Origin of the sequence: Kibdelosporangium phytohabitans (genome assembly GCF_001302585.1) — a bacterium.
In the GTDB taxonomy this organism is placed as follows: domain Bacteria; phylum Actinomycetota; class Actinomycetes; order Mycobacteriales; family Pseudonocardiaceae; genus Kibdelosporangium; species Kibdelosporangium phytohabitans.
In genome coordinates this window covers 10,492,832-10,516,536 of sequence record NZ_CP012752.1, presented here as the reverse complement: position 1 = coordinate 10,516,536, position 23,705 = coordinate 10,492,832, and the positions used below count along the sequence as shown (strand labels likewise).

Genomic DNA, 23,705 nt, shown 5'->3' with positions numbered 1-23,705 from the left:
CTCTCCTTTTCCTGTCCCGCCGACGACAATCATCGATCGAGTCTTACCAGTTCGCCAGCCGCCGGATGTGTCAACCGATAGGGTTCCCGGCCGTGAGCGAGCCCGCATACCTTGCCGCGACCCGTGACTCATACGACACCGTCGCCGAGGACTACACCAAACTTGTCACCACGCTCTTCGCGCAGGAACCGTTGGGCAGAGCGATGTTGGGAGCGTTTTCGGAGATCGTGCTCGACTGCGGGGGCGGGCCGGTCGCGGACCTCGGTTGCGGCCCCGGGCACGTCACAGCGCACCTGACCTCCCTCGGCCTTGACGCGTTCGGGATCGACCTGTCCCCGCGGATGGTCGAGATCGCCTGCCACTCGTACCCCGACCTGCGGTTCGAGGTCGGGTCGATGACCGCGCTCGACCTGCCGGACGACCACTTGGCGGGCATCGTGGCGTGGTGGTCGATCTTCCACACACCACCGGAAAGCCTGCCGGTGGTGTTCGCGGAGTTCCAGCGCACACTCGCGCCCGGCGGGCACGTGCTCATCGGGTTCCACGTCGGTGACGAGCACTTATGCCCGGAAACCTCCTACGGCCACCCGGTTTCCTACGACGCATATCTGCTGCAGCCCGACCGCGTCGCGGAGCTGCTCACCGAGGCGGGGCTCACCGTCACCGCTCAACTGCTGTCCGAAGGCAGCAAATGGCCGCAGGCGTGCCTGCTCGCGCACGCAGTCGGCCCGATGCCCGACGCCTGACCGGCGCACCTCGTGCGGCCGAATGGGTGAACACGCAACGTCATTCCGGTTGGTTCCCGCTCTTGCGGCCGACGTGGTACGGGCTGGTCATGCCTTCGTACGAGCGGTGCACCACCATGCCGTTGCGTGCGTGTCCGAGTTTGTAGCAGTGGTCATCCGGATTCCGGGTTGTCCGCGACGAACGCGACCTCGAAAACCTCACCCGGCCGGATGTCGAGCGTGTCCGTCCACCATGGACTCCCAGTGGCCGGGAGGCCGTTGCGGGACAGCACGAGCGCGTGATGCCCGTGCAGGTGCATCGGATGCACCTCGTGACCCCGGTTGACCAGCGTGGTCCGGATGATCTCGTTCTCCCGCACGAGCAACGTCGGCGTGTCCGCGGGGAGCGGGGCACCGGACCGCCGTCGTCCGGTTCGAGCAGCAGCCACGCGTCCGGCGCGTTCAGGTCCACCAGCCGGACCGGGCCGTCGGGCATGGTGAAGGACAGGTCGTACCGGCCGCCGTCGGCCAGTTCCAGCCTGGTGTCCCGGAGTTCGGTCGGTTCGGTCAAGGGGGTGCCGTCGATCGCGGTGACCCGGAACGGTGTACCGCTGAGCAGGAACTCGGTCGACGTGGCGTCGGCACCGGGATTGACGCTGGTGGTGGTCAGCCTGACCAGCACGGGCGTTCCCGGCTGGATCCGTCTGCGTTCCACCGTGTCCTGCCGCCGAACGCGGAGACCTGCTCGTCGCCGACTCGCCGGACGTCGTGTGCTGATGGACGTCCGGCTGGTGCTGGACGGCATCGAGGCGACCAGGCAGCTGGTCGGTGATCCGCGGCTGGCGGACACGCGGGTGATCGTGCTGACCACGTTCGAACTCGACGACTACATCGCCGAAGCACTGCGTGCCGGCGCGAGCGGGTTCCTGGTCAAGGACATCGAACCGGCCGACCTGCGCACAGCCGTGCGTGTGATGGCCGGAGGCGAGGCGCTGCTGTCACCGGGAGCGACCAAGCGGTTGATCGCCCAGTTCGTCGGGCACCGGCCCGCCCCAGCCGACCAGGGCAGGTTTGACCGGGCGTGAACGTGAAGTGATGGCGCCGGCGGCCTGAGCAACGAGGAGATCGGCCGCCGCCTGCTCATGAGCCCGGCCACCGCCCGGACACACATCCACAGGGCGACCGCCGAACTCGGTGCACGCGACCGTGCCCAACTCGTGTTCCTCGCCTACGAAACCGGCCTTGTGCGGCCCTAGACGCCTGCCGACGACAGGGCGTGCGAGGCGAAGTCGCACGCGACCGGAGCCCGTGTCCCCAGATCACGCAGTGTCCCCAAGTCCTCGCGGGACGCCCACGTGGTCATCCCGACGGCAGGCAGCGGGGCACCGGGCGCGATGTCCAGCAGTACGGAATAGCAGACCTCGTTCTCCTGGCCCGCGCCCAGATCCCACTGCGCGTGGCCGACCGTCGCCAGTGGACGGCCTGTCCAGCCGCCGGTCTCCTCGGCCAGGATCCGCCGCACGCTGGTGAGCACGTCCTCAGCGCCTTGCCGCCGTCCGCTGATGATGTCGAGGCCGCCACCGAAAACCCCGGTCCCGTTGGGCATGGCACGGAAGTACACCTTGCCCTGTGCCACCACGGCGATGCTGATGATGGCCGCTTGACCGGGCGCGAACTGCGGTAGCAGCAATTGGTAGCCGTTGGCCGCCGTCACAGCTTGGTCCTGCGGCTGCGGCTGGTAGCCCGGTGGCATGCCGACCGGCGGCTGCGGCGCAGGCGGGGGCGGAGGTGGGGGCGGTGCGGCCGGCGGCGGGTAGCCGGGCTGCGGCGCGAACTGGCCCTGCGGTGGGTATTGGCCCTGCGGCGGCGGGTAGGGCGGCTGACCAGGCGGCGCGTAGCCCTGCGGTGGATATCCGGGCGGGCTGTATCCAGGCGGGCCGTAACCGGGCGGCGGCGGGTATCCGCCTGGCGGCCGTTTCCGCTTGTTCTGGCTGACCACGACGGCCACGATGGCCGCGATGATCCCGGCCACGATCAGGAGCAGCGTGAGGAAGTTGACGCCGATGGGCATGGCCTGATCATGCCGTGTACGGCCGCAACGCCCGCTGTCGGTCCGCTGTCGCGGACCTGAACACTATGTCCACCCGAGCAGGCGGGTGAGGTGGGGATCGTTCTCGGCGGTCGTGACTTCCGCCTGGCCGAGCGCGATTTCACCGCTGGTCCCGTCGATCGTGACGAGGGTTCCTTCCAGGATGACCCGGCCGTCGACGTTGACGGAGCTGTGATCGACGGTGAGGCCTTGCACGCCCACGACAGCCGGTTTGCCCATGGCACGCGCGACCACGGCCGCGTGGCTCGCCGGGCCGCCGCGTGCGGTGACCACTCCCTTGGCTGCTGCCAGGCCGTGCATGTCCAGGGGTGATGTTTCGGGGCGGACCAGGATGACCGGGCCGCTGGCTTGTGCTGCTTTGTCTGACGTGGTGACCACTGCGCCGGTGGCGACGCCTGGGCACGCGCCCAACCCGCGCGCGAGGACTGTGGCTGCTGTCATGTGCGCGGTCTGTGCGGTCTCGATGTCGTGGCGGGAGATCCGGTGCACGGCTTCCGCGCGACTGATGACGTCCGCGTCGGCCAGGTCGACCGCGACCCGGATCGCGGCTCGGCCGGTGAACCGGCCCGGCCGCACTTGCAGGAACCACAGTTCGCCCGCTTCGAACGTGAATTCCACGTAGCACGCGTCGCGGTAGTGGTCCTCGATCGCGGCCAGTGCTTCGGTGAGCTTGGCGAGGACTTCGGTTTCACGGTCGAGCGCGGCGAGCGGCAGGGGGGACGACGTTCCGGACACGACTGCTTCTCCTTGGTGCCCGAAGAGAACGTCGCCGTACGGGATCGGCTCGCCAGTGTTCGGGTTGCGGCTGAACGCGACGCCTGTGCCGCTGTGCTCGTCGTGGTTGCCGTACACCATTTTCTGCACTGTCACCGCTGTGCCAAGGTCTTCGGGGATGTCGTTCAGCGCGCGGTAGGTCTTGGCGCGGGGTGTGTTCCACGATCCGAACACCGCGGCCACCGACCGTTCGACGTCTTCCCGGTCGACGTTGAGGACCGTGTTCATCATGCCGGGCATCGACACCTCGCTGCCCGAACGGACCGACACCTGCCGGGCGCCGAGTTCGGCGACCGCTGCGGCGAGTTGCGTTCCCAGCCCGTCCGGGAACTGTCCGGTGTGGAGGAACACGCGGCAGGCGGCCGTGGTGACGACGAACGCCGGTGGGACGGGCAGGCCGAGGCGCATCAGGGTGGTGAGGCCGAATGCCTTGCCACCAATGATTTCCGCCGATTCCGCGAGGTCTGCCGAGAGGTGGCGGATCCACTTCATCGCGGTAGCCTTGGACCGTGTCGAACTCCTCTCACCAGACCGGCGGCGATCTGCTGGTACTGCACACGCTTCGCTGCATGGGTCACGCCACCCTCGACCGGATCGCCGACGCCGCGCGGATGGCGGAGTCCGATGTGGAGTCCGAGTTGATCGACCTCGCCGTCGACGGGCTCGTCACCCGGTCGGCAGGCGAGTTCGGCGGCGGCTGGAACCTCACCGGCGAAGGCCGCGCGGCCGACGCGGACCGGATCGCGGGCGAACTCGCGGCCAGCGGCGCGCGAGCCGTGGTCACGGGGGCCTTCGAGGATTTCCTCGTCCTCAACCCGGAACTGCTCGACCTCTGCTCGGCCTGGCAGTTGCGGCCGATCGACGGCAACTCGCGGATCAACGACCACACCGACGCCGCGTACGACGCCAAGGTGCTCGCCCGGTTCACCGGGTTCCACCAGCGGGCTGTCGCCGTCTGCGCCGTGCTGACCTCGGTGTTGTCGCGGTTCGGGCGTTATCAGGTCCGGTTGGGCGAGGCGCTGGCCCATGCGGAGGCCGGTCGGCTCGACTACCTGACCGACCGGATGGACTCGTACCACTCGACCTGGTTCCAGCTGCATGAAGACCTGCTCACCACCCTCGGCATGGCACGGGAGAACCAGTTTGGATGATAATAACATCTGAATGTCATTACCATCCTGATCGGCTGTGAACCGGTCTGCCGGACAGGTCGACGGGGTGCCCGAAAGGGCGGAATGGAGCAGGGACATCCTACCCACCCCAACGTGTAGCAGGGAGGCGGTCTTGCGGCAAGACCCCGGTCGCGCTCCACGATCGTCGGCCGTGAGCGGAGGATCTCGCTTGCCGGACGTGGGGAATGCCGATGCGAGTACTGCTGTCCACGATCGGGTCACGCGGGGAGTTCGAGCCGACGCTGGCGCTGGCAGCGCGGGTGCACGCGTCCGGCCACGAGGTGCGGCTGATCGCGCCACCGGATTCCGCGGCCTGACCGGGAAACCGGGGATCTCGTTCGTCCCGATCGGCCCGGACCTCGGCGGCGCGTCGCTGACGAAGCGCACACCGGAGCAGTCGCGCAAGGCCGGTGAGCAGAGCGTCACCGACCGGTTCGACGAGGTGCCCGCGCAGTCGAAGGGATTCGACGCCATCGTGGGCACGGGCGTGCCGCAGATGGGGCACCCACTCGGCCGCCGAGCGCCTCGGCATCCCCTACACCTTCGGCACTTTCTGCCCGCAGAGCCTGCCGTCCCCGTCGCACGCACCGCTGCTGTTCGGCGGCTGGACTCACGAGCCGGGCACTGACAACGCCGTGTTGTGGGCAAAGGAGGCTGACCGGTTCAACGCCGGGTTCCTGCCAGTGCTCAACTCCTGCCGGACATCGGCGGGCATGCCCGAGATCGCCGATGTCCGTGACCACATGCTGACCACGCGGCCGGTGCTGGCGCGGTGGCCTGGACGGGACGGAGTGCTGCGGACGGGGGCGTGGATCCGGGCCGACGAGCGCCCGTTGGACGACGCCGAACCGCCGGTCTATTTCGGATTCGGCAGTATGCGCGTCGGTCCGGAGTGCAGCCGTGCGGCGATCGGCGCGGCACGGGAACTCGCCCGCCGGGCGATCGTTCTGCGCGGCTGGGCCGATCTGTCCGTTGTCGACAGTTCGGCCGACTGCGTCGCCATCGGGGAGGTCAACCACCAGGCCCTGTTCAAGCGGTTGGCGGCCGTTGTCCACCACGGCGGCGCGGGAACCATGACGACCGCCGCGAAGGCGGGTACGCCGCAGGTGGCCGTGCCGCAGATGTTCGACCAGTTCTCCTTCGCCGACCGGGTGCAGGCGCTCGGCATCGGGCACGCGCACCTGTCGAAGGCGCCCACTGCGCAGTCGCTCGCGGAGGCGTTGGACCACGCGTTGCGGCCCGGGGTCGTCGCACGGGCGGCGGAGGTGTCGGCCGAAATCCGGACCGACGGTGCCGGGATCGCCGCCAGGCACGTGCTGTCCGGCATTTCGGTGAATTGATTCATCGGTTCATCACGCCATTGGGAAGTGTGCGGTTGTCCGATACACTCCCGGGGAAAGCGAACCCTATTCCCCGGGTGTCCGGCATGACGCTGTACTGCACACTTTCCGAGGCGATCAAGAACGGCAGAACCGACCAGGTCAGCGAATGGGCCACCGGTGTTCTCGACGAGGTGGCGTCCGGTCGCGGCGAGACGGCCGCGATAAGGCATCCGCTGGGCTTTCTGTGCCTTCCCGTGCACAGGCAAGGTGACGAAGGTGTGTGCGTGCACCTGTGGGGCCCGTTGTGGCACACCTCGCTCACCACCCTGCCAACCCATTGTCACAGCTGGGAACTGCTCAGCTGCGTGCTCACCGGTGAGTTGCACAACCAGGTGATCAGCGTGATCGACGACAATGCGGCGCCGACGCACCGTGTTTTCGAAGTGCACAGCAGTGCGGACGGCGACGAGATCAGACCGACCGCCCGGCGGGTGCGGCACGAGACGGCTTCTGTCGACGTCTACCGTTCCGGTGACTGCTACGAGTTGCCCGCGGGCGTCTTCCACCAGACGGTGGTACCGGACCTCACGGAATTGGTGGTGACCGTGGCACTCGGCCTGACCAATCCGAACGCCGTCGACCTGTCACTCGCTGACCTTGATATGTCCACTCATCGGGTGCGGCGGCGGAAATGCGACCGGGGAGAGACGATCGCGGCGGCTTCCATCGCCCATCAGGCCATTGCCGCGGGCGTGCCGCTAACCGGCCACCAATAGCACGCCGACCGACGCGGCGAGCGCGGTCACCGCGAGTATGGCGCCGGTCCACATGAATCGTCCCAACGGCACCCTGACGCCCGCGGCGTGACACCGTTCGTACCACAACAATGTCGCCAATGACGCCCACGGCGTGATGACCGGTCCGACATTCGTGCCGATCAGCAGCGCCAGCAATTGCAGGTGGTTGTCCGGCGGGATGATCGCTTCTCCCGCGACGTACGCGGGCAGGTTGTTGACGAGGTTGGACAGTCCGGCGCCCGCACCGGCGGCGCGGGCCGCGCCGAGCGCGCCGTCGTCCGCGCCGACCACGGACTGGATCAGGTCGCCGAGGCCGTGCTTGCCGAGGGTGTCGATCACCAGGAACAGCCCGATCACGAACACCAGCAGCCGCCACGGGATCAGGCGGAGGCCCAGCCGCGACCGGTTGCGCACGAGGAACGCGATCAGCAGGACCCCGGCGGAGATCGACGACGCGATCCCGATCGGCACCCCCACCAGGATCCCGATGACGAAGACCAAACAGGCCGCGGCGGCCACGACGAACAACGGCCGGTCCGCGGGCACACGCCGTTGCGGCAGTTCATAACGCAGCTGCCCGCCGCGCCTGCCGCGCCGCCAGTACCAGATCCACAGGCACGCGGCGGTGACGATGATCGACGCCAGCTGCGGCGCCCACATCTGGCCCGCGAACTGCGAAGGCGAGAGCGCGACACGGTCGGCCGCAAGGAGGTTGGTCAGGTTCGACACCGGCAGGAGCAGGCTTGCCGTGTTGGACAGCCACACTGTTGTCATCGCCAGCGGGAGCGGCGAGATGTTCAACGCTGCCGCCAGCGCGAGGATGACCGGCGTGAGCAGCACGGCCGTCGTGTCCAGGTTCAAGGCGATCGTGGTGATCGACGCCAGCGTCACGCACAACAGGAAGAGCAGCGGGTAGCGACCACGGCCGATGATCGACAACCGGGTCGCGATCACGTCGAACACCTCGGCCGCCGCGGTCAGCTCGGCCAGGATGATCACCGAACCGAGGAACAGCAGCAACGGCACGAGACGCACGATGCTCGCGCGCGCGTCGGCGACGGGGAGCGCGCCGGACAGCACGCACAGGCAGCCGATCAGCAGCAGGCCCAACGCGATCCAGTCGAGGATGTGCAGCTTCCGCCACCAGGATCCCCGCGCGGTCGGCGGCGGGTCCGTCGGCGGCTGGTCGTCCTCGGCCGCGTCGTCGATTCGAGCTGCTGGCCGCCTTTCGGACGTGGACATGGGCGGTATCGTCCCACAAAGCAGGACGGTCGTTCACTCGGGAGAGTACCGATTGATCACGCGTCAACCAGCACTCGGCTGACTGTTTCGTCCGAACAGATGAATATCAACTCCGGTATCCGGAGTGCGCTGTTCGCAGAAGAGTGGGAATTGTTCGACGGCTTCCGGCGCCGAGCCGCGTGTGGCTAGACTATCTGTCCGAAGATGTGGTGCTCCTTTGCCGCACCGGATCGCCATGCCGTTCGGGAAAGGAAATCGAGCGATGACACTGGTGGTACTGGATGTCGTCGTCGTTCTCACTCCGGACCTGAGGCGGGACGCGCTCGCGCTCGGCGACCGGCTGATCCGCCGAATGCGGGATCAGGGCCGCTCGGCGCACTTCCGGCTGGGTCGTCCCTATGGCGCGAGCGGGCCGTGCGAACCGCATGTCTCGGTCTTCATGCTCACGGTCGACGAGAATGAAACTGCCGACGTCGTGAGTGCGATCCGTTCGGTTGCTGTCGACCTTCCCGTTCTGCCCGCGGAAGGCGACGAGTACCGGCACAATCCGTTCGGCGCTCCGGAACTGTACTTTCGCAAGACGGCGAAATGGATTGACCTGCAAAGGTCCGTCATCGAGGCAGCGGAACCGCTGCGCCGGGGCAGGCTGCGCGTGACCGATCCGGCCGGAATGCGGATCCGCGACCTGATCGACGACCCGTCCACCGCGCCGCAACGCCGTGACCAACTCATCCGGTTCGGTTATGACGAGGTGACCGAGAACTGGGACGCGGTGGGCGGGCCCGGCGACCGGTTCAACCCGCACGTGACGCTCACCTGGCCGGTCGATTCCGAATTCCGCGTCGATCTCGGTGATTTGCCACCGGCGCGTGACTTCAGCGGGACATTGACCGAATTGGCGGTGTACGGCATGAGCCCATACGGCACGTGCACGACCCTGTACGGGGTCGTGCCGCTGGGATCCCTGGCCGCGACCGCGGTCACCGACGAGGCGTGACGCCGACGGGCCCCGCCATCCGGCTGGAGGAATCGTGCAGCAGCAACCGGAGAAGGCGACATTGGCCGCGTGGGTCCGCGCGCAGCGGGAGCAACACGGCTGGACGCCCGCGCAGCTCGCGGCCGAATGCGAACTGGCCGGCGCCGACTCGCTGGCGGTCGACAGCGTCATCGAGATCGAGGCCGGGCTCAGGCCAGTCGGTGTGCACGAGGTCCGCGTGCTCGCGCACGTCTTCGGAGTCCCGGCCGACCAGGCCGCGTCGCTGACGGCGTCGGTGCGCACAGCCCACCAGGCGTCCGATGTGGACCCTGGTGCCGCCGTCGTGCTGCCGTCCCGCGCGCCGCGGCTGCCCGGGTCCGGCGCGGTCGACTTCTTCGTCAGCTACTCGCTGGCCGACGAGGACTGGGCGACGTGGATCGCGCACGAGCTCGAAGCGGCCGGGTACAAGGTGATGATCCAGTCGTGGGACTTCGTGCCCGGCACGCACTTCTTCGACTTCATCGACCGCGGCATCCGCGAGGCGTCCGCGGTGATCGCCGTGCTGTCCAAGAGCTACCTGGGATCCCGCTACGGCCGGATGGAGTGGATGGCCGCGCTGCGGGCCGCCGACGACCCGACGGCCGCCAAGCTGCTGCCGGTCCGGGTCGAGGACGTCGTGCTCGACGGCCTGCTCGCACCGATCACGTTCGTCGACCTCGTCGGGCTCGACGACTCGGCGGAAGCCCGCGCCCGGCTGCTCGGGCGCATCAGCCACGCCCTGTCCGGGCGCGCCAAGCCGGACATCCGCCCGCGGTACCCGAGGGAGGGGCAGCCGCAGATCTCGCACTTCCCGCCGTCGGTCCAGCGGGCGCCGGTGCGACGGCAGCGGCTGGGCCTCCTGCACGTCGCCGCGCCGCGGTTCGGGCGCGTGGCCGAAGACCCGGTGCGGCGGCTGGCCCGGTTGCGGACGGCGCTCGACCGGCTGGACACCGGGGCGCCGAGCCCGGATCTGCTCGTGGTCAGCGGCAGCCTGACCGATTCCGGCACGTTGCCGCAGTTCGACGAGGCCATGAGCTTCATCACCGGCCTGCGGTCCATGCTCGGGCTGGAGCCGGCGCGGGTCGTCATCGTGCCGGGCGTCGGCGACATCACCGTGGCCGCCTGCGAGGCGTACTTCGCCGACTGCCGGGCCGACGGGATCCAGCCGCAGGCGCCGTACTTCCGCAAGTGGCGGCACTTCTCACGGATCTTCGGCCAGCTGTACCCGGACATCGACGGCCCGGTCTTCGACGCGGGCCTGCCGTGGACGCTGTTCTCCGTCCCGGACCTGCGGATCGCGGTGGCGGGCCTGAACTCCACGCTCGCCCACACGCACATGTCGCTCGACGAGCCGGGCTGGCTCGGTCCCGCGCAGCTGGACTGGTTCGCGCACAACATGGCCGGGTTCGAGCAGTCGGGGTATCTGCGGATCGGGATCGTCGAGCACGCGCCGGTGCCGGGTGGCGAGCCGGCGTCCGGGACGATCAGCGACGTCGAGGCGTTCGACCGTGTCCTCGGCCCGCACTTGAACATGGTGTTGCACACCAGCGGCTCGCCGGGTGCGGTCAGCGAGTTGCCGTCCGGGCTGACCGTCGTGCCGCCGCCGGACGGCAGCGCCGAACTGCTCTCAGTCACCCGTGACGGCCTCACCACGTGGCCGTTGTTCGCCGATGACGACTCGCCCGTGCGGACGCGGCGTTGGTGGACGGCCGTCGACCGGACCTTCCCCGACGCGGCGGACAGCGGGCCGCTGGTGGTGCCACCGATCGAGCAGGCACCGTCACCGGACGAGGACCCGATCGGGCTGCTGCTGGAACGGATCACCGAGGTGTGCGAGGTCAGGTACCCGGGCGCCCGGATCCGCCGACTGGCCGGACGGCCGTCCTCCCTGCTCGTCACCTACCCCGATGGTGAAGCGGTGCAACAGTTCCGCGTCGCCGCCCACGCCGGTCCGCTGACCCGGGAGGACGTGGCGACGTTCGTGCGGGTGCTGCGGGGAACCGGCACGGATCACGGCGCCGAGCTCGTCTACCAGGGCCCGAATCCCGGTACCGCGCTGCTGGAGGAGGCGCTGCGCGACGGCGTCAGGGTGCGCAGCTTCGCTGAGTTCCAGGGCCTGCTCGACCTGCGCGAGTACGTCGCCGGGCAGACCGAGCGGCTGCGCGGCGACAAGGTCTACCCGCCGGATCTGTACGTGCCGCAGCGGTTCCGGGAGATGGCGGGCACGGACGCGGCGATCCGCGACGACGTCGTCGGCGAGATGATCGAGCTGCTGTCGGCCGACGAGGGCAGTTTCGTGCTGCTGATGGGCGACTTCGGCCGTGGCAAGACGTTCGCCATGCGCAAGCTCGCGATGGACCTGCCCGCCCGGTTGCCGGACGTGACACCGATCCTGATCGAGCTGCGGGCGTTGGACAAGGCGCACAGCGTCGACGGTCTGGTAGCCGCGCACCTGGCCAACCACGGTGAGACGCGGATCGACCTGAACGCGTTCCGCTACCTGCTGCGGCAGGGCCGGGTCGTGCTGCTGTTCGACGGGTTCGACGAGCTGGCGACGAGGGTCAGCTACGACCGCGCGGCCGATCACCTCAAGACGCTGCTCGCCGCGGCGAAGGGCCGGGCGAAGATCGTGGTGAGCAGCCGCACCCAGCACTTCCAGAACGACGAGCAGGTCCGCACCACGCTGGGCGAACGCGTCGGGCTGCTGGCGGGGCGGCGGATTCTGCAGCTGGAGGACTTCACCCCGCAGCAGATCGGCCAGTACCTGGTCAACCGCTACGGCCACGACCCGAAGGCCGCGGCGCGACGGCTGGAACTGGTCGGCCGGATCGAGGACCTCGGCGGGCTGGCCCGCAACCCGCGGATGCTCAGCTTCGTGGCGGACCTGGACGCCGACCGGCTCGCCGCGGTGGCCACGGCCAGGCGGGCGATGAGCGCGGCCGGCCTGTACCGGGAGATCCTGACGTCCTGGCTGGACTTCGAATACCAGCGGGTGCACGCGATCAGCGGCAACCCGGCCGGTCTGTCGGTCGACGAGCTGTGGAACGCGGTCACCACGCTCGCGGTCCGGATGTGGGAGTCCGGTGACGTCCTGCTGCGGCTGGACGACGTGGCCGAGGTCGCGACGGCGCTCACCGGCCTGGCCGAGACCCCGTTGTCCCCGCCGCAGGCCACGCACGCGGTCGGCGCGGGCAGCCTGCTGGTGCGGTCCGAGGAGATGTTCGGGTTCATCCACAGCTCGGTGATGGAATGGCTGGTGGCCAACGAGATCGGCGGGCAGATCAACCGGGGCGACGTGAACCCGGCCCTGCTGGGCAGGCAGACGCTGTCCCAGCTGACCGTGGACTTCCTGTGCGACATGGCCGAACCGAACCGGCTGCGCGAGTGGGCCGTCCGGCCGGGTGGGGACGACGTCGCCTGCGCCAACGCGCTCAAGGTCGGCAAGCGGCTGAGCGCACCGATCCGTGCGGACCTGCGTGGCGCGTCCCTGCGCGGTGAGGACTTCTCCCACCGCGATCTCAGCGGTGTGGACCTGACCCGTGCCGACCTGACCGACGCGCGGCTGATCGGGACGAAGCTGTCCCGTGCCACCCTGCGCGGCGCGACGCTGCGGCGAGTCAGGCTGGACGACGCCCAGCTCGTCGACGCCGACCTCACCGGAGCCGACCTGACCGAGGCGCGGCTGTGCGGGACTGATCTGCGCGGTGCTGTGATCACGGGCAGTTCATGGTCGCGTGCGGCCCTGCTGAACGTGGTGGGCAGCGACGCTTTCTGGGCTGCCGACGAGTTGCGTGGTGCGGCTGTGGCGCCGGGGCAGCCGGTTCTCGTGGGGTTGCAGCCGTCCGGCGTCGGTGTGCAGTTCGGCTTCGAGATCGGCCGGTTGCCCAAGCCGTTGGCCTACAGCCCGGACGGCCGGATGCTCGCGGTGGGCAACGGCGACGGCGGGGTGTTGTTGTGCGACACGGAGAAGGGCCAGCCGATCCGGACGCTGAAGGGCCACCTCGACCGTGTCTACGGTGTGGTGTACGGGCCACCGGACGGCGCGCTGGTCACGACATCAGCCGACGGGACCGTCCGGTTCTGGGACACGTCCACCGGTGAGCCGCTGGGCGTGTTCGCCGACCACGAGGGACTGATCTGGCCGTTGGCGCTGGACGCGAGCGGCGGCCTGGTCGCCTACGGTGACGGCGCGGGTGTTGTCCGGGTGCGGCACGTGCCCGACGGCCGTCTGCTCGCGGAACTGCCCGGTCACACGGAACGCACGTGGACGCTGGCGTTCCACCCGTCCGCGGGCAGTTCGCTGCTCGCCACGGCGGACAACGCCGGGATAGTGCGGATCTGGGACGTGGTCACCGGTCACGAGGTGCACCGGCTGCGCGCGCCGGAACAGGCCGCGGTGTACTCGTTGGCGTTCAACCGCAACGGAACGCTGCTGGGAACCGGTGGCCGAGGTGGCGTGCTGTCCATTTGGGACACCGAGAGCGGCGATCTGCGCCACCACCTCTCCGGGCACGCGGGCAACATCTACTCGGTCGTGTTCCACCCCGAGCACGACACGGTCGCGACCGGGGACACACTCGGCGCGGTCCGGCTCTGGCACCTGGAAACCGGTGGCCGCGGCCAGGTCCGCGGTTCGACCCTGCGAACCGAGTCGGCGGCTGTGTACCGGCTGGTGATCAGCCCGGACGGGACGATGCTCGCCAGCGGCGACGCCGACGGCGGGCTGGTGGTGTGGGACATGCACTCCGGCAGGGAACGCTACGAGGTGCAGGTGCACCGCGGCGCGGTGTGGCCACCGGAGTTCCGGCCGGATTCCCGGCAGATCGCGACGACCGGCAAGGACAGCACAGTCCGGATCTGGGATCCGGAAACCGGGCAACAGCTGCACGAGCTGCACGGGCACGGCCGCCGGATCACCAAAGTGGACTTCAACCCCACCGGCGACCTGCTCGCCGTCAGCGGCAACGACGGTGTCGTGCGGGTGTGGGACCCGCGGGCGGGCAAACTCGTCAAGGACCTGCACGGCCGCGCCGACCAGTTGATCTCCGCGGTGTTCAGCCCGACGAAACCGCTGCTGGCCACCACGAGCAACGACGGCGGCGTGCACATGTGGCACCTCAACACGTGGCAGGCCGACCAGGAGCTGGACGTCGAGACCGACCACGTGTGGGCCAGTTCGTTCGACCCCGACGGCAACATCCTCGCCACGGCCAACGACGACGACACCGTGCGGCTCTGGTGGCGGCCGACCGGTGGCGAGCGGATGGTCCTGCGCGAGCACCAGGGCCGGGTCCGGTCCATCGCCTTCAGCCCGGACGGCCGGTTGCTGGCGACCGGGTGCGACGATTCGAAAGTCCGGGTGTTCGACCGCACCAGTCGCGAGTGCTTGAACGTCCTGGCCGGTCACGACGACCGGGTCTACGAAGTCACCTTCAGCGGGGACGGCCAGTTGCTGGCCAGTGTCAGCAACGACGGCAAAGCCATCCTCTGGGACGTCGAGTCGGCCCGGCCGCGGCACACCCTGGTGGCGCACCGCGGCAAGTTGTGGGCCGGGAAGTTCAGCCGTGACAGCACGATGTTCGCGGCGGCCGGTGACGACACCATGGTCCACCTGTGGGAAGTGGCCACCGGCAGGCACCTGCACGCGCTGGTCGGCCACACCCGCAGGATCTGGTCGATCTGCTTCAGCCCGGCCGGGCAGCTGCTGGCCAGCGGCGCGGACGACGGCACGACCAGGCTCTGGGACGTCAGCGACAATGCCAATCCGCAGCCGCGGCTGACGCTGCTCGGCCTGCGGGGCGCGTGGGCGGCGGTGACGCCGGACGGGCGGTACAAGACCGAAGGCAAGCTCACGCGTGAGTTCTGGCACGTGATCGGGTTGTGCCGGTTCGAGGTGGGTGAGCTCGATTCCGTGCTCAGGAACGTGCACGCGGTACCGACCGATGAACCGTTCTGAGACGCGATCACCGCACGGCCGCGACCACCAGCGAACCGCCGAGCGTGGGCCACAGCCGCGCCGCCCAGCCGGAGCTGAGCTCGCCGAACCTGGTCCGCCAGACCACGTAGTTCGACAACGGGCGCGACGGCGTCAGCCCGGCCAGCCGCAGCCCGGTGGCGAGCATGCCGTACGTGAACGGCCTGATGTGCACGCTGAGGTATTCGTGGAACGGGTCCACCTGCCGCGGCGAATGCCCGGCCAGGAACCGCAGCCGGTCCTGCGCTCCTGCCAGGTTGGGCGTGGTGAGCACGACGATCCCGCCGGGCCGCAGCACCCGTGCGCACTCCCGCAGCAGCAAGCCCGGGTCGTAGAGGTGCTCGATGATCTCGCCCGCGAGGATCCCGTCGAGCGAGGCCGTCCCGAACGGCAACGGCCTGCTCGCGTCCAGGCCGACTGTGAGCAGGCCGCGCTCCTTGGCGACCCGGCGTGCGTGCGGGACGATGTCGCACGCGATCGGGCGCATCCCGCGGCCGGTCAGCCAGGTGCACACCTGGCCGTCGTTGGCGCCGAGGTCCGCGACGAGCGGCACCCGGCGGTCCGCGGCGAAGTGCCTGGCCAGCGACCCGATCGCCAGTTCCAGCCTGCGCCGGTGGTAGGCGTGGCCGAGGTACCCGGCGACCTCGTCGTGCTGGTACCCGGCCACGTTCGCCTCGACCGCCTGTGCGTGGATTCGGCTCACTGTCCCAGCATCGCAGACAACCGGCTGCCCGGGAGGCTGAAGACCTTGGCGATCGAGCACATCGTGTGGGACTGGAACGGCACCCTGTTCGACGACGGCCCCGCGCTCGTGCTGGCGACAGCCGACGCGTTCGCCGCCGCCGGGCTCCCCGAGGTGACCCCGGAGCGCTTCCGCGACCACTTCACCAGACCGATCACGGACTTCTACGAGAAACTGGCCGGGCGGCCGTTGACCGGCGCCGAGCAGGCCGAGCTGGACGAGCGGTTCCAGCTCTCGTACGCCCGGCGCATCGCCGCGGCGACGTTGCATCCGGACACGGTGAACGCGTTGACCACGTGGCACGAGTCCGGGCGGAGCCAGTCGTTGCTGTCGATGTACCCGCACGAACTGCTCGTGGAGATGGCCCAGCTCAGCCCGATCGCCGCGATGCTGTCCCGAGTGGACGGAACGCCGGGCGGCGGTCAGCACGGCAAGGAACCGCATTTGCGCAGCCACCTCGAACACCTGGACGTCGACCCCGGCCGTGTTCTCGTGGTGGGGGACAACGTCGACGACGTGGTCGCGGCCCAGGCTTGTGGCGCGAAGGGCGTGCTGTACCACCCGGGTGACACGGCGTTGCTGAGCATGGCCCGTGCCGAGGGTCTCGCCGTGCCGATCGCGTCGAGCCTCACCGGAGCTGTCCGGCTGGCGTTGACCTTTGTGGACGAATTCAGTGGGGGCGGTCATGACACCTGACAAGTCGAAGTCGAAGGCACGCGGGCTGAGCCGGACGTTCGTCTGGTATTCGTTCGGCACCGCGTGCAGTGTCGCGCTGACCCTCGGCGTCCTGTTCGCCGCGCAGGACAACCAGCTCGACACCAGGGAGATCCTGTCGGCGATCGGGCTGAACCTGATCGCCAGCGTGGTGTTCGCGCTGATGTTCGTCGCACTGGCCAACTGGGTGCAGGAACGCAGCGTCCACGACACGATCAGGGACGGCTTCAGCGAACTGGCCGACCGGGTCGCGGAGAACATGACCACGACCCACCGGTTGTTCGTCCCGTTGAAGAAGTACGAGGCGCTCAACCCTGGTGACACCTACGGCGACGAGTACAACCGGGACGTCACGAAGGACCTGGAGGAAACGGACTTCTTCGCCTTCTACGGGCCCAGTGCGAGGTATGTCGCGGCGCGGTTGCTCGCCGCGCGCCACCACCCGCAGCAGGTCCGGATAGCGATGATCGGTCCGGGCAACGCGCGGGCGATCCGGCGCAGGGCGTACGACCGGCGCTCGTGGGCCAAGCCGGAGGGCCTGTCGATCGACAGGATCCAGGAGGACCTGCGCAACGAGCTGATCTTCAACCTGGTCGCGTTGTTCGAGTGCAGGCAGATCTGCCCGATCGAGATCCTGTTCAACGACGACACCGCGGTGTACCGCTACGTCATGCTGGACAAGGCGGTGTACGTCTCCTGGTACCACAGCCCGCACTCCGCGCAGATGGAGATGCCGGAGTCGTACCGGTTCGGCCGTGAGTCCTTTGTGTACTCTACGTTCCGGATGGACCTGATGCGCCGGTTCGAGATCTCCGACGACAAGGTGTCGTTCGAGGCGAGCCAGGACGACCGGTTCCTGATCGACACGCTGCGCCGGATCACCGGCGAGCAGATCACCGAGGCTGAGCTCAGCCGTTGGCGTGCCGAGCATCTGAACGACAGCGAGTCGTTCAGCGCGTACATGGGCAAGCTGTACGCGAACCTCAACCAGAAAGAGGCCTGACAGCCGGGTTCCAGTGAGTGGCCGCCGCTGGTGCACGCGGCGGTGTCACCAGTGCTCGGTCAGCCAGCGCGTCAGCTCCACGCCGGTTTCGACGATCTGGCGTTGCACAGCGGGATCCGCGGCGCTGTCGTCGGTCACCCCGGCCAGTTCGCCGACGATGTCCACCGCGGGCCGGAGGCGTTCCCGGTCGGGGCTCTCGGCGATGACCTGCTTGACCTCGGTGGCCCGGGCCAGGATCATCCTGGCCCGGTTGGTGCAGTCCTGTGGTGGACATGGACCGTTCGTCAACAGGTTCAGATCCAGCATGAGCCGGTGCAACCGGTCGCGGGTGGTGTTCGTTTCCGCCGGTGCGACAGGTTTGGGTGTTGCTGCCGATGTTTCCGGTCGCATGCCGTCCTGGGGGTTGGCCTGCGGGTTGCCGCAGGAAGACAGCACGCATACCGCGATGGCCGTGGCCCCCAGCCAGACATGACGCACAGGCGACTCGACTCTCTGTCGGTGTTCTTCCGATGGTGCACGATATCGCCCCGTCGTGGCGCGTGCTCATCGGCGGATGCGACGAGCGAGAAACGCGGAAACCAACGGCAGCAAGGCAACCACGGCGAGCGCGCCGGTCATCGGCATCACCTTGGACAACGCGCCGGCAACGGCCGCGCCGATCCCGCCACCGACGAAGAAGCTCATGTTCAGGATACCGAGCGCGCCACCGCGCCGGTCCGGCGGGATGTGGACGGACATCACACCGGTTGTCACCACCTGGGTCACGGCGAACGCGGCGAACCCCAGCGAGGTCCCCGTGACGAGCAACACCCACCCGCCGCCCAGGAAGCCAGCCGCGGCAAGGCAAAGCGCCGACGCCGCGGCAACCGCGGTCAGGAGCTTCGTACCGCCCCTGCCCGCCAGCCTGGACAGCACGGCACCGACGAACGCCCCAGGCAGCAGCGCCAGCCCGATCAGCAGCACCGGCCAGCCGTGGTGCTCGGCCAGAACCTGGGGAACAGCCCACATCGACGCGAACAACCCGCCGTACACGCCGATTCCCACTGTGGCGGCAAGCAAGTACACCCGGTCGGTGATCAGTGATCGCGGCAGGAAACCTGTTGGCGAGGAACGAACCCGCAACGCCAGCACCCCGGCTCCGGCAAGCATCGCCGCGCCCGCGGCGATGGTGAGGCCGGTCGGCAACGACAACGACGGTGACTGGATCAACAAGATCAACGAGCTGACCGTGAGCGTCAGCACCGCGGCGCCGGTCACGTCGACCGGTCGCCGTGAGCCCGGCCGGTTGGCCAGTCCCAGGCAGAGCGGGATCACCAGGACTGACAACACCGGCAGCACGACGGTCAACCGCCAGGTCAGCCACTGCGTGACGACACCGCCCAGCAACGTCGCGCTCGCCGAGAACACAGCCATGGTCGCCCCGAAACCGGCGAGGACAGTGGGGCGCTTGTCCGGATCGCCCGCTGCCACCAGTGTCAGGGCACACGAAGTCATCGCGCCGGACCCGGAGGCGAGCAGGAACCGCCCAGCCACCAGGACAGCCAGGTTCGGTGACGCTACGCAGACAACCGCGCCGACGACGGTGACCACCGCCCCGCTCAGCAGCGCGGTCCGCACGCCCAGCGCGTCCGCGAGCCTGCCGAACAACGCGGTGCCGACGCCGAGAGCCACGGCGTGGGCCGTGAGCACCCACGCCACCGCCGCTGGTGTGACCTGCAAGTCACGCGCCACGTCCGGTAGTGCGACGCCCGCTGCTGTTACCCCGAACACAGCCGGGCCGAACAGGGCACCGAGTCGTATTCCGGTCGACCGCGCTCCCGGTTCGATCCGTACGGATGTCGTTGTCATGCCGGAAAGTCTTCTCAACCGGCAACGAATGAGCCCATCCCGCCGCAAGGGGGACCTCGTGGCCGGGTACCCCCTCAATCGCGGGATGGCATCGCGGCGCGGAAACGCGCAGAGTGGACGGATGGGGAATCTGGTCGACCGAGCGGTGCGTGCGCCGGACGCGCTGGCGATGTTCACCGAGGCGTCCGCGCGGCTGCGCGAACTGGTGCCGTTCGACGCGGCCGTCTGGCGCACGACCGACCCGGACACGGGGTTGATGACCTCGCCCGTCCGTACCGAGAACCTCGACGACGACGGCTGCGCGGTCTACTGGGACTGCGAGCTGTTCGCCGAGGACGTCAACCTGTTCCGCGACCTGGCCAGGTCGAAGTCACCGGTGGCCAGCCTGCGTGCCGCGACGGGTGATCTGCCTCGGCGCAGCAAGCTCTACCACGACTACCTGCGGCCGCGTGGCCTGGCGGACGAACTGCGTGCGGTCATGCGTGCCGGAGGTCGTCCGCGCGGCCACATCAGCCTCTTCCGCGCACAGGGCAAACCCGCCTTCGACCAGCGGGACAGCTCGGTCGTCGAGAGCATGCTGGTGCCGTTGGCCAAACGTTTGCGCTCCTTTGCCGAGCCGGGTGCGGTCGTGCCCGGCTCACCGGGGCCCGGCCTGTTGATCTTCGACTCGGCCGACCACCTGGTCTCGGCCAACGACGACGCCGTCGACCTCCTCGCCGAACTGCCGGAAGGCCCGGCTGTGCGCACTGCGCTCGGTGTCCGGGTGCCCGTGTGGATCGAGAGCACGGTGATCCAGGCGCGCGCCATAGCGCAGGAGCACGCGCGTGGCTCGGCCAGGATCCGGATGCGCACCCGTGCAGGTCGCTGGCTGGTGTGCCACGCGTCCTGCCTGCGCGCCGCCGATGGCCTGGTCACGTCGACCGCTGTGGTCATCGAGCCCGCGAAGGTCTCCGAGATCGTGCCGTTGATCATCGACGCCTACGGGCTGTCCGAACGTGAGCTGGAGATCACCCAGTGCGTGGCACGCGGCCTGGCCACGGCCGAGATCGCCGAGCAGCTGGTCCTGTCGCCGCACACGGTCCGTGACCACATCAAGGCGATCTTCGAGAAGGCGGGCGTGTCCAGCCGGGGTGAACTGGTCGGCAAGCTGTTCACCGAGCACTACGAACCACTGGCCGCCAAGGACATCGTCAGGCAGTGATCGGTGGAACGGCCACGTCCGCGACCGGCACCAGGCGGGGACCGTCCGGCCCGTGAACCGCCCGTGGCTCAGGGAAAGCGAACAGCAGCGACAGGAAAAGCACGGCGGCGACCGCGATCGACAGCGGGAGGCTGACGTCGACGCCACCGGCGAGGTCGCCGAGCGGCCCGACGAACTGGCCGGGGATGTTGGTGAACAGCACCCCCGCGACGGCCGCGACCCACCACGCGGTCATGCCGCGCCAGTTCCAGCCATGCGTGAACCAGTACCTGCCGCCGCGCTGGCGCCGGTTGAACACCTGCAGCGCTTCCGGGTCGTACCAGCCGCGCCGGGTGAACAGGCCGAGCATCATCACGACCATCCACGGCGTCGTGCACGTGACGATCATGGTGGCGAACGTGGAGATGCTGCGGACCAGGTCGAGGCCGAACCGCCCGATGAAGATGAACACGATCGACAGCACGCCGATGAACACCGTCGCCTGGACCCGCGACAGCCGTGGGAACACTGACGAGAAGTCGAGGCCGGTGCCGTAGAGCGCGGTCGTCCCGGTGGACATCCCGCCGATCAGGGCGAGCAGGCACACCGGCAGGAAGAACCACTCCGGCGCGATCGCCAGCAGGCCGCCGACGAAGTCCGGCGCGGCCGGTTCCACGTAGCTCGGGGCTTTCGTCGCGATGATGCTCGCCGTGGCCAGCCCGAACAGGAACGGCACCAGTGTGGCGACCTGGGACAGGAACGCGGCACCCATGACACGGCGGCGTGGGATGTTCGCGGGGATGTAGCGCGACCAGTCGCCGAGGAACGCGCCGAACGACACCGGGTTGGACAGCACGATCAACGCCGAACCGATGAACGACGGCCAGAACAATGTCGTGTCGGTCGTGAACGTGCCCGCGTACGACGGGTCGAAATCACCGGCGAAGGCGACAATCCCGACCAAGAAAAGGAACGTCGCCGACGTGACCGCGACCTTGTTCACGAACAACATGAACCGGAAGCCATAAACGCACACCACGAGCACGAGGCACGCGAAGAGCGCGTAGGCGACGGCGAAGCAGAACGTGGACCGCTCCAGGCCGAACAACCGGTGCGCGCCGCCGATGAGCGCGTCGCCGGAACTCCACACCGCGAGTGAGAAGAAGGCGACCGCGGTGAGCAGGGAGAGGAAGGAACCGACGACGCGCCCGTGCACACCGAGGTGCGCGGAGGACGACACCGCGTTGTTCGTGCCGTTGATCGGCCCGAACACCGCCATGGGACAGAGGATGAGCGCCCCGGCGAGCACACCGAGCAGCGTGGCGGCCAGACCTTGCCAGAACGACAGTCCGAACAGGATCGGGAACGCGCCAAGGACGCAGGTGGAGAACGTGTTCGCGCCGCCGAACGCCAGCCGGAACAGGTCGAACGGGGTCGCGGTCCGGTCGGCGTCCGGGATCCGTTCGACGCCGTGGCTCTCGACCTCGGTGAGAGCTGGTTTCTCCGACATGACGTCACCTGCCAAGCACGATCCGGCTGTTCCGGCGAACCTTTCCAGCCGCACGCCGCCCTGGCCCAGTGGACGCACCGTCCAGTTGCCGGGTACGCCGTTGGACGATCTGTCTACAGCCAGCCGGGCGCGAGGAACACCAGCCAGGTCACCACCGGGGCGAGCGCCACCATGCTGAAGCCCCACCGCATCAGCCCGGCGAACACGTAGTCCCGTCTCTCCTCGGACGCGTTGGCCACGCACAGCGCGCCGCTGGTGGAGAACGGCGACGAGTCGACCACGGAAGACGAGATGGACAGCGCGATGATCATCCCGACCGCGCCGATGTCGCCGGTCAGCAGGAACGGCACAGCGAGGGGGATCAGCGCGCCGAGGATGCCGGTCGTCGACGCGAACGCCGACACGGCGCCGCCGATCAGGCAGATCAGGAACCCGGCGAGCAGCGGCACACCGATCCCGGCGACCTGGTTGCCGAGGAAGTCGATGGTGCCGACTCGTTCCATCAGGCCCACGTAGGTGACGATGCCGCAGATCAGCAGGACGGTCGGCCACGCGATCTGGCCGACGGCGTTCTTCGCGTCGGCCGGGGAGAGCAGGGACAGCACGACGGCGACCGTGATCGCGGTGAACCCGACGTCGAGGCTGAGGATCAGCGAGCCGCCCGCCAGGACGACCAGCCCGGCGAGCGTCAGCACCCGGTCCCGGTTGAGCGTGGTGACAGACGTGCTCACCGCGACACCGCCTCCGCTGCCCGCGGGTTCCTCGCCGTCGCCGGGTAATTCGCGGCCCCGGCGCAGCAGTTCGCGTCCGCCGAACAGCGCGAACACGACCACGCTGAGGACCAGGTTGAACACGAACGAGCTGGCGAACAGCAGTGCCGGGTTGCCGGGGATGTTGTCGCGGGTGACGACACCGTTGACGATGCTGCCGAAGATGCTGATCGGCGAGAACCCGCCCGCGCTGGCGCCGTTGATGATCAGCAGGGCCATCAGCAGCGGGTTGATCCGGTAACGGGCCGCGAAGCCCATCCCGATCGGCGCGATGATCGCCACGGCGGCCGGAACGACCGCGCCGACAGCCGTCAGCACGGCCGTGACCAGGAACATCATCCACGGGATGAGCGCGATCCGGCCGCGGACGGCGAGGACCGCCGCGTGTACGAGCCAGTCGATGGTGCCGTTGCGTTTGGCGATCGCGAACAGGTACGTGACACCGACGAGCACGATGAAGAGGTCGCCGGGGAACCCGCTGACGATGGTGTCCTTGTCCTCCCCGGCCACCGCGGTACCGATGACGAACGCGGCGACGAAAGCCAGCGCACCCATGTGCACCGGCAGAACGCTGGATACGAGGAACACGGCGACAAGAGCGATGATCGTGATGAGCTGCACTGACATGCGAACTCCTGAGGTCGACCGACTCGGTCAGTAGTTCGAAGGCGATTCCGGCCAGTGGAAGGCAACTTCCATCTGGGGGAAGTATGTGCTCGGTCACACTTGTCGTCAACAGTGCTCGACGGCGAGATTGCCCAGACGTTAAAGTTCGCATAGCGGTAACTAGCTTCCACTGTACGAAAT

Annotated in this window: 19 protein-coding genes and 1 pseudogene; 11 read left to right on the top strand and 9 right to left on the bottom strand. The window is 68.7% G+C overall.

Annotated elements, in window-relative coordinates; all coding sequences use genetic code 11:
• The first annotated feature begins 65 nt into the window (after positions 1-65).
• A complete protein-coding gene (locus AOZ06_RS46970) occupies positions 66-746 on the top strand; it encodes a class I SAM-dependent DNA methyltransferase (RefSeq protein ID WP_054295298.1) in 681 nt (226 codons plus the stop codon).
• 152 nt (positions 747-898) lie between these two features.
• On the opposite strand, the gene AOZ06_RS58665 is transcribed toward AOZ06_RS46970, so the two are convergent.
• Positions 899-1,174, bottom strand: a complete 276-nt coding sequence (locus tag AOZ06_RS58665) for a multicopper oxidase domain-containing protein (RefSeq protein ID WP_179950787.1) — start codon at positions 1,172-1,174, stop codon at positions 899-901.
• A gap of 126 nt (positions 1,175-1,300) precedes the next feature.
• Here AOZ06_RS58665 and AOZ06_RS59450 point away from each other — a divergent pair.
• Positions 1,301-1,981, top strand: a pseudogene (locus AOZ06_RS59450) (response regulator).
• Here the strand turns inward: AOZ06_RS59450 and AOZ06_RS46955 are convergent.
• Both AOZ06_RS46955 and AOZ06_RS46950 read right to left on the bottom strand, forming a co-directional pair.
• On the bottom strand, positions 1,978-2,796 hold the full coding sequence (locus AOZ06_RS46955; protein ID WP_054295295.1) for a hypothetical protein: 819 nt from the start codon (positions 2,794-2,796) through the stop codon (positions 1,978-1,980). The pseudogene AOZ06_RS59450 and the gene AOZ06_RS46955 overlap by 4 nt on opposite strands.
• 63 nt (positions 2,797-2,859) lie before the next feature.
• Positions 2,860-4,101, bottom strand: coding sequence for a PEP/pyruvate-binding domain-containing protein (locus tag AOZ06_RS46950; protein ID WP_063810237.1), 1,242 nt, complete (start codon positions 4,099-4,101; stop codon positions 2,860-2,862).
• Between the two features lie 77 nt (positions 4,102-4,178).
• Here AOZ06_RS46950 and AOZ06_RS46945 point away from each other — a divergent pair, with 77 nt between their 5' ends.
• From AOZ06_RS46945 to AOZ06_RS46935, 4 genes are all read left to right on the top strand, one after another.
• Complete coding sequence (locus AOZ06_RS46945; RefSeq protein WP_218921898.1) at positions 4,179-4,760, top strand: transcriptional regulator; 582 nt, start codon at positions 4,179-4,181, stop codon at positions 4,758-4,760.
• Between the two features lie 212 nt (positions 4,761-4,972).
• Positions 4,973-5,098, top strand: coding sequence for a glycosyltransferase (locus tag AOZ06_RS61015; RefSeq protein ID WP_225953066.1), 126 nt, complete (start codon positions 4,973-4,975; stop codon positions 5,096-5,098).
• Between the two features lie 93 nt (positions 5,099-5,191).
• Entirely contained in the window at positions 5,192-6,121 is a 930-nt protein-coding gene (locus AOZ06_RS53255; protein ID WP_225953065.1) for a glycosyltransferase, read from the top strand.
• An 86-nt stretch (positions 6,122-6,207) separates the two neighbouring features.
• Complete coding sequence (locus tag AOZ06_RS46935; protein WP_157233630.1) at positions 6,208-6,879, top strand: hypothetical protein; 672 nt, start codon at positions 6,208-6,210, stop codon at positions 6,877-6,879.
• Here AOZ06_RS46935 and AOZ06_RS46930 read toward each other — a convergent pair.
• Positions 6,862-8,142, bottom strand: coding sequence for an ArsB/NhaD family transporter (locus AOZ06_RS46930; protein WP_083472399.1), 1,281 nt, complete (start codon positions 8,140-8,142; stop codon positions 6,862-6,864). The two genes, AOZ06_RS46935 and AOZ06_RS46930, sit on opposite strands and share 18 nt — an antisense overlap.
• 124 nt (positions 8,143-8,266) lie before the next feature.
• Here AOZ06_RS46930 and AOZ06_RS46925 point away from each other — a divergent pair, with 124 nt between their 5' ends.
• Both AOZ06_RS46925 and AOZ06_RS46920 read left to right on the top strand, forming a co-directional pair.
• Positions 8,267-9,139: a hypothetical protein gene (locus tag AOZ06_RS46925; RefSeq protein ID WP_157233629.1), complete on the top strand. Its 873-nt coding sequence runs from the start codon at positions 8,267-8,269 to the stop codon at positions 9,137-9,139.
• 34 nt (positions 9,140-9,173) lie between these two features.
• Entirely contained in the window at positions 9,174-15,113 is a 5,940-nt protein-coding gene (locus AOZ06_RS46920; protein WP_218921897.1) for a WD40 domain-containing protein, read from the top strand.
• A 7-nt stretch (positions 15,114-15,120) separates the two neighbouring features.
• Here AOZ06_RS46920 and AOZ06_RS46915 read toward each other — a convergent pair whose 3' ends face one another.
• Entirely contained in the window at positions 15,121-15,834 is a 714-nt protein-coding gene (locus AOZ06_RS46915; protein WP_063810236.1) for a class I SAM-dependent methyltransferase, read from the bottom strand.
• Positions 15,835-15,879: 45 nt separating this feature from the next.
• Here AOZ06_RS46915 and AOZ06_RS46910 point away from each other — a divergent pair, with 45 nt between their 5' ends.
• Complete coding sequence (locus AOZ06_RS46910) at positions 15,880-16,569, top strand: HAD family hydrolase (protein WP_169799085.1); 690 nt, start codon at positions 15,880-15,882, stop codon at positions 16,567-16,569.
• Positions 16,559-17,590 carry a hypothetical protein gene (locus AOZ06_RS46905; protein ID WP_083472398.1) on the top strand — a complete coding sequence of 344 codons (1,032 nt, stop codon included), beginning with the start codon at positions 16,559-16,561 and terminating at the stop codon, positions 17,588-17,590. The genes AOZ06_RS46910 and AOZ06_RS46905 overlap by 11 nt, the downstream gene beginning before the upstream one ends.
• Positions 17,591-17,635: 45 nt before the next feature.
• Here the strand turns inward: AOZ06_RS46905 and AOZ06_RS46900 are convergent, their stop codons facing one another.
• Positions 17,636-18,025 carry a hypothetical protein gene (locus AOZ06_RS46900; protein WP_157233628.1) on the bottom strand — a complete coding sequence of 130 codons (390 nt, stop codon included), beginning with the start codon at positions 18,023-18,025 and terminating at the stop codon, positions 17,636-17,638.
• Positions 18,026-18,133: 108 nt separating this feature from the next.
• Positions 18,134-19,438, bottom strand: coding sequence for an MFS transporter (locus tag AOZ06_RS46895; protein WP_054295286.1), 1,305 nt, complete (start codon positions 19,436-19,438; stop codon positions 18,134-18,136).
• Positions 19,439-19,559: 121 nt separating this feature from the next.
• Here AOZ06_RS46895 and AOZ06_RS46890 point away from each other — a divergent pair, with 121 nt between their 5' ends.
• Positions 19,560-20,639 (top strand): response regulator transcription factor, encoded by a 1,080-nt coding sequence (locus tag AOZ06_RS46890; RefSeq protein ID WP_218921896.1) that lies wholly within the window; start codon positions 19,560-19,562, stop codon positions 20,637-20,639.
• On the opposite strand, the gene AOZ06_RS46885 is transcribed toward AOZ06_RS46890, so the two are convergent.
• Positions 20,629-22,128 carry a purine-cytosine permease family protein gene (locus AOZ06_RS46885; RefSeq protein ID WP_054297433.1) on the bottom strand — a complete coding sequence of 500 codons (1,500 nt, stop codon included), beginning with the start codon at positions 22,126-22,128 and terminating at the stop codon, positions 20,629-20,631. The two genes, AOZ06_RS46890 and AOZ06_RS46885, sit on opposite strands and share 11 nt — an antisense overlap.
• Positions 22,129-22,241: 113 nt before the next feature.
• On the bottom strand, positions 22,242-23,525 hold the full coding sequence (locus tag AOZ06_RS46880; protein WP_054295284.1) for an SLC13 family permease: 1,284 nt from the start codon (positions 23,523-23,525) through the stop codon (positions 22,242-22,244).
• Positions 23,526-23,705: the final 180 nt, after the last annotated feature.

What these genes read in the sequence shown, in the direction of transcription:
- AOZ06_RS46885 (WP_054297433.1), bottom strand. Translation starts at nt 22,128, where the DNA reads ATGTCGGAGAAACCAGCTCTCACCGAGGTCGAGAGCCACGGCGTCGAA.
- AOZ06_RS46935 (WP_157233630.1), top strand. Translation starts at nt 6,208, where the DNA reads ATGACGCTGTACTGCACACTTTCCGAGGCGATCAAGAACGGCAGAACC.
- AOZ06_RS46895 (WP_054295286.1), bottom strand. Translation starts at nt 19,438, where the DNA reads ATGACAACGACATCCGTACGGATCGAACCGGGAGCGCGGTCGACCGGA.
- AOZ06_RS46950 (WP_063810237.1), bottom strand. Translation starts at nt 4,101, where the DNA reads ATGAAGTGGATCCGCCACCTCTCGGCAGACCTCGCGGAATCGGCGGAA.
- AOZ06_RS46955 (WP_054295295.1), bottom strand. Translation starts at nt 2,796, where the DNA reads ATGCCCATCGGCGTCAACTTCCTCACGCTGCTCCTGATCGTGGCCGGG.
- AOZ06_RS46930 (WP_083472399.1), bottom strand. Translation starts at nt 8,142, where the DNA reads ATGTCCACGTCCGAAAGGCGGCCAGCAGCTCGAATCGACGACGCGGCC.
- AOZ06_RS46970 (WP_054295298.1), top strand. Translation starts at nt 66, where the DNA reads ATGTGTCAACCGATAGGGTTCCCGGCCGTGAGCGAGCCCGCATACCTT.
- AOZ06_RS46880 (WP_054295284.1), bottom strand. Translation starts at nt 23,525, where the DNA reads ATGTCAGTGCAGCTCATCACGATCATCGCTCTTGTCGCCGTGTTCCTC.
- AOZ06_RS46945 (WP_218921898.1), top strand. Translation starts at nt 4,179, where the DNA reads ATGGGTCACGCCACCCTCGACCGGATCGCCGACGCCGCGCGGATGGCG.
- AOZ06_RS46905 (WP_083472398.1), top strand. Translation starts at nt 16,559, where the DNA reads ATGACACCTGACAAGTCGAAGTCGAAGGCACGCGGGCTGAGCCGGACG.
- AOZ06_RS46890 (WP_218921896.1), top strand. Translation starts at nt 19,560, where the DNA reads ATGGGGAATCTGGTCGACCGAGCGGTGCGTGCGCCGGACGCGCTGGCG.
- AOZ06_RS61015 (WP_225953066.1), top strand. Translation starts at nt 4,973, where the DNA reads ATGCGAGTACTGCTGTCCACGATCGGGTCACGCGGGGAGTTCGAGCCG.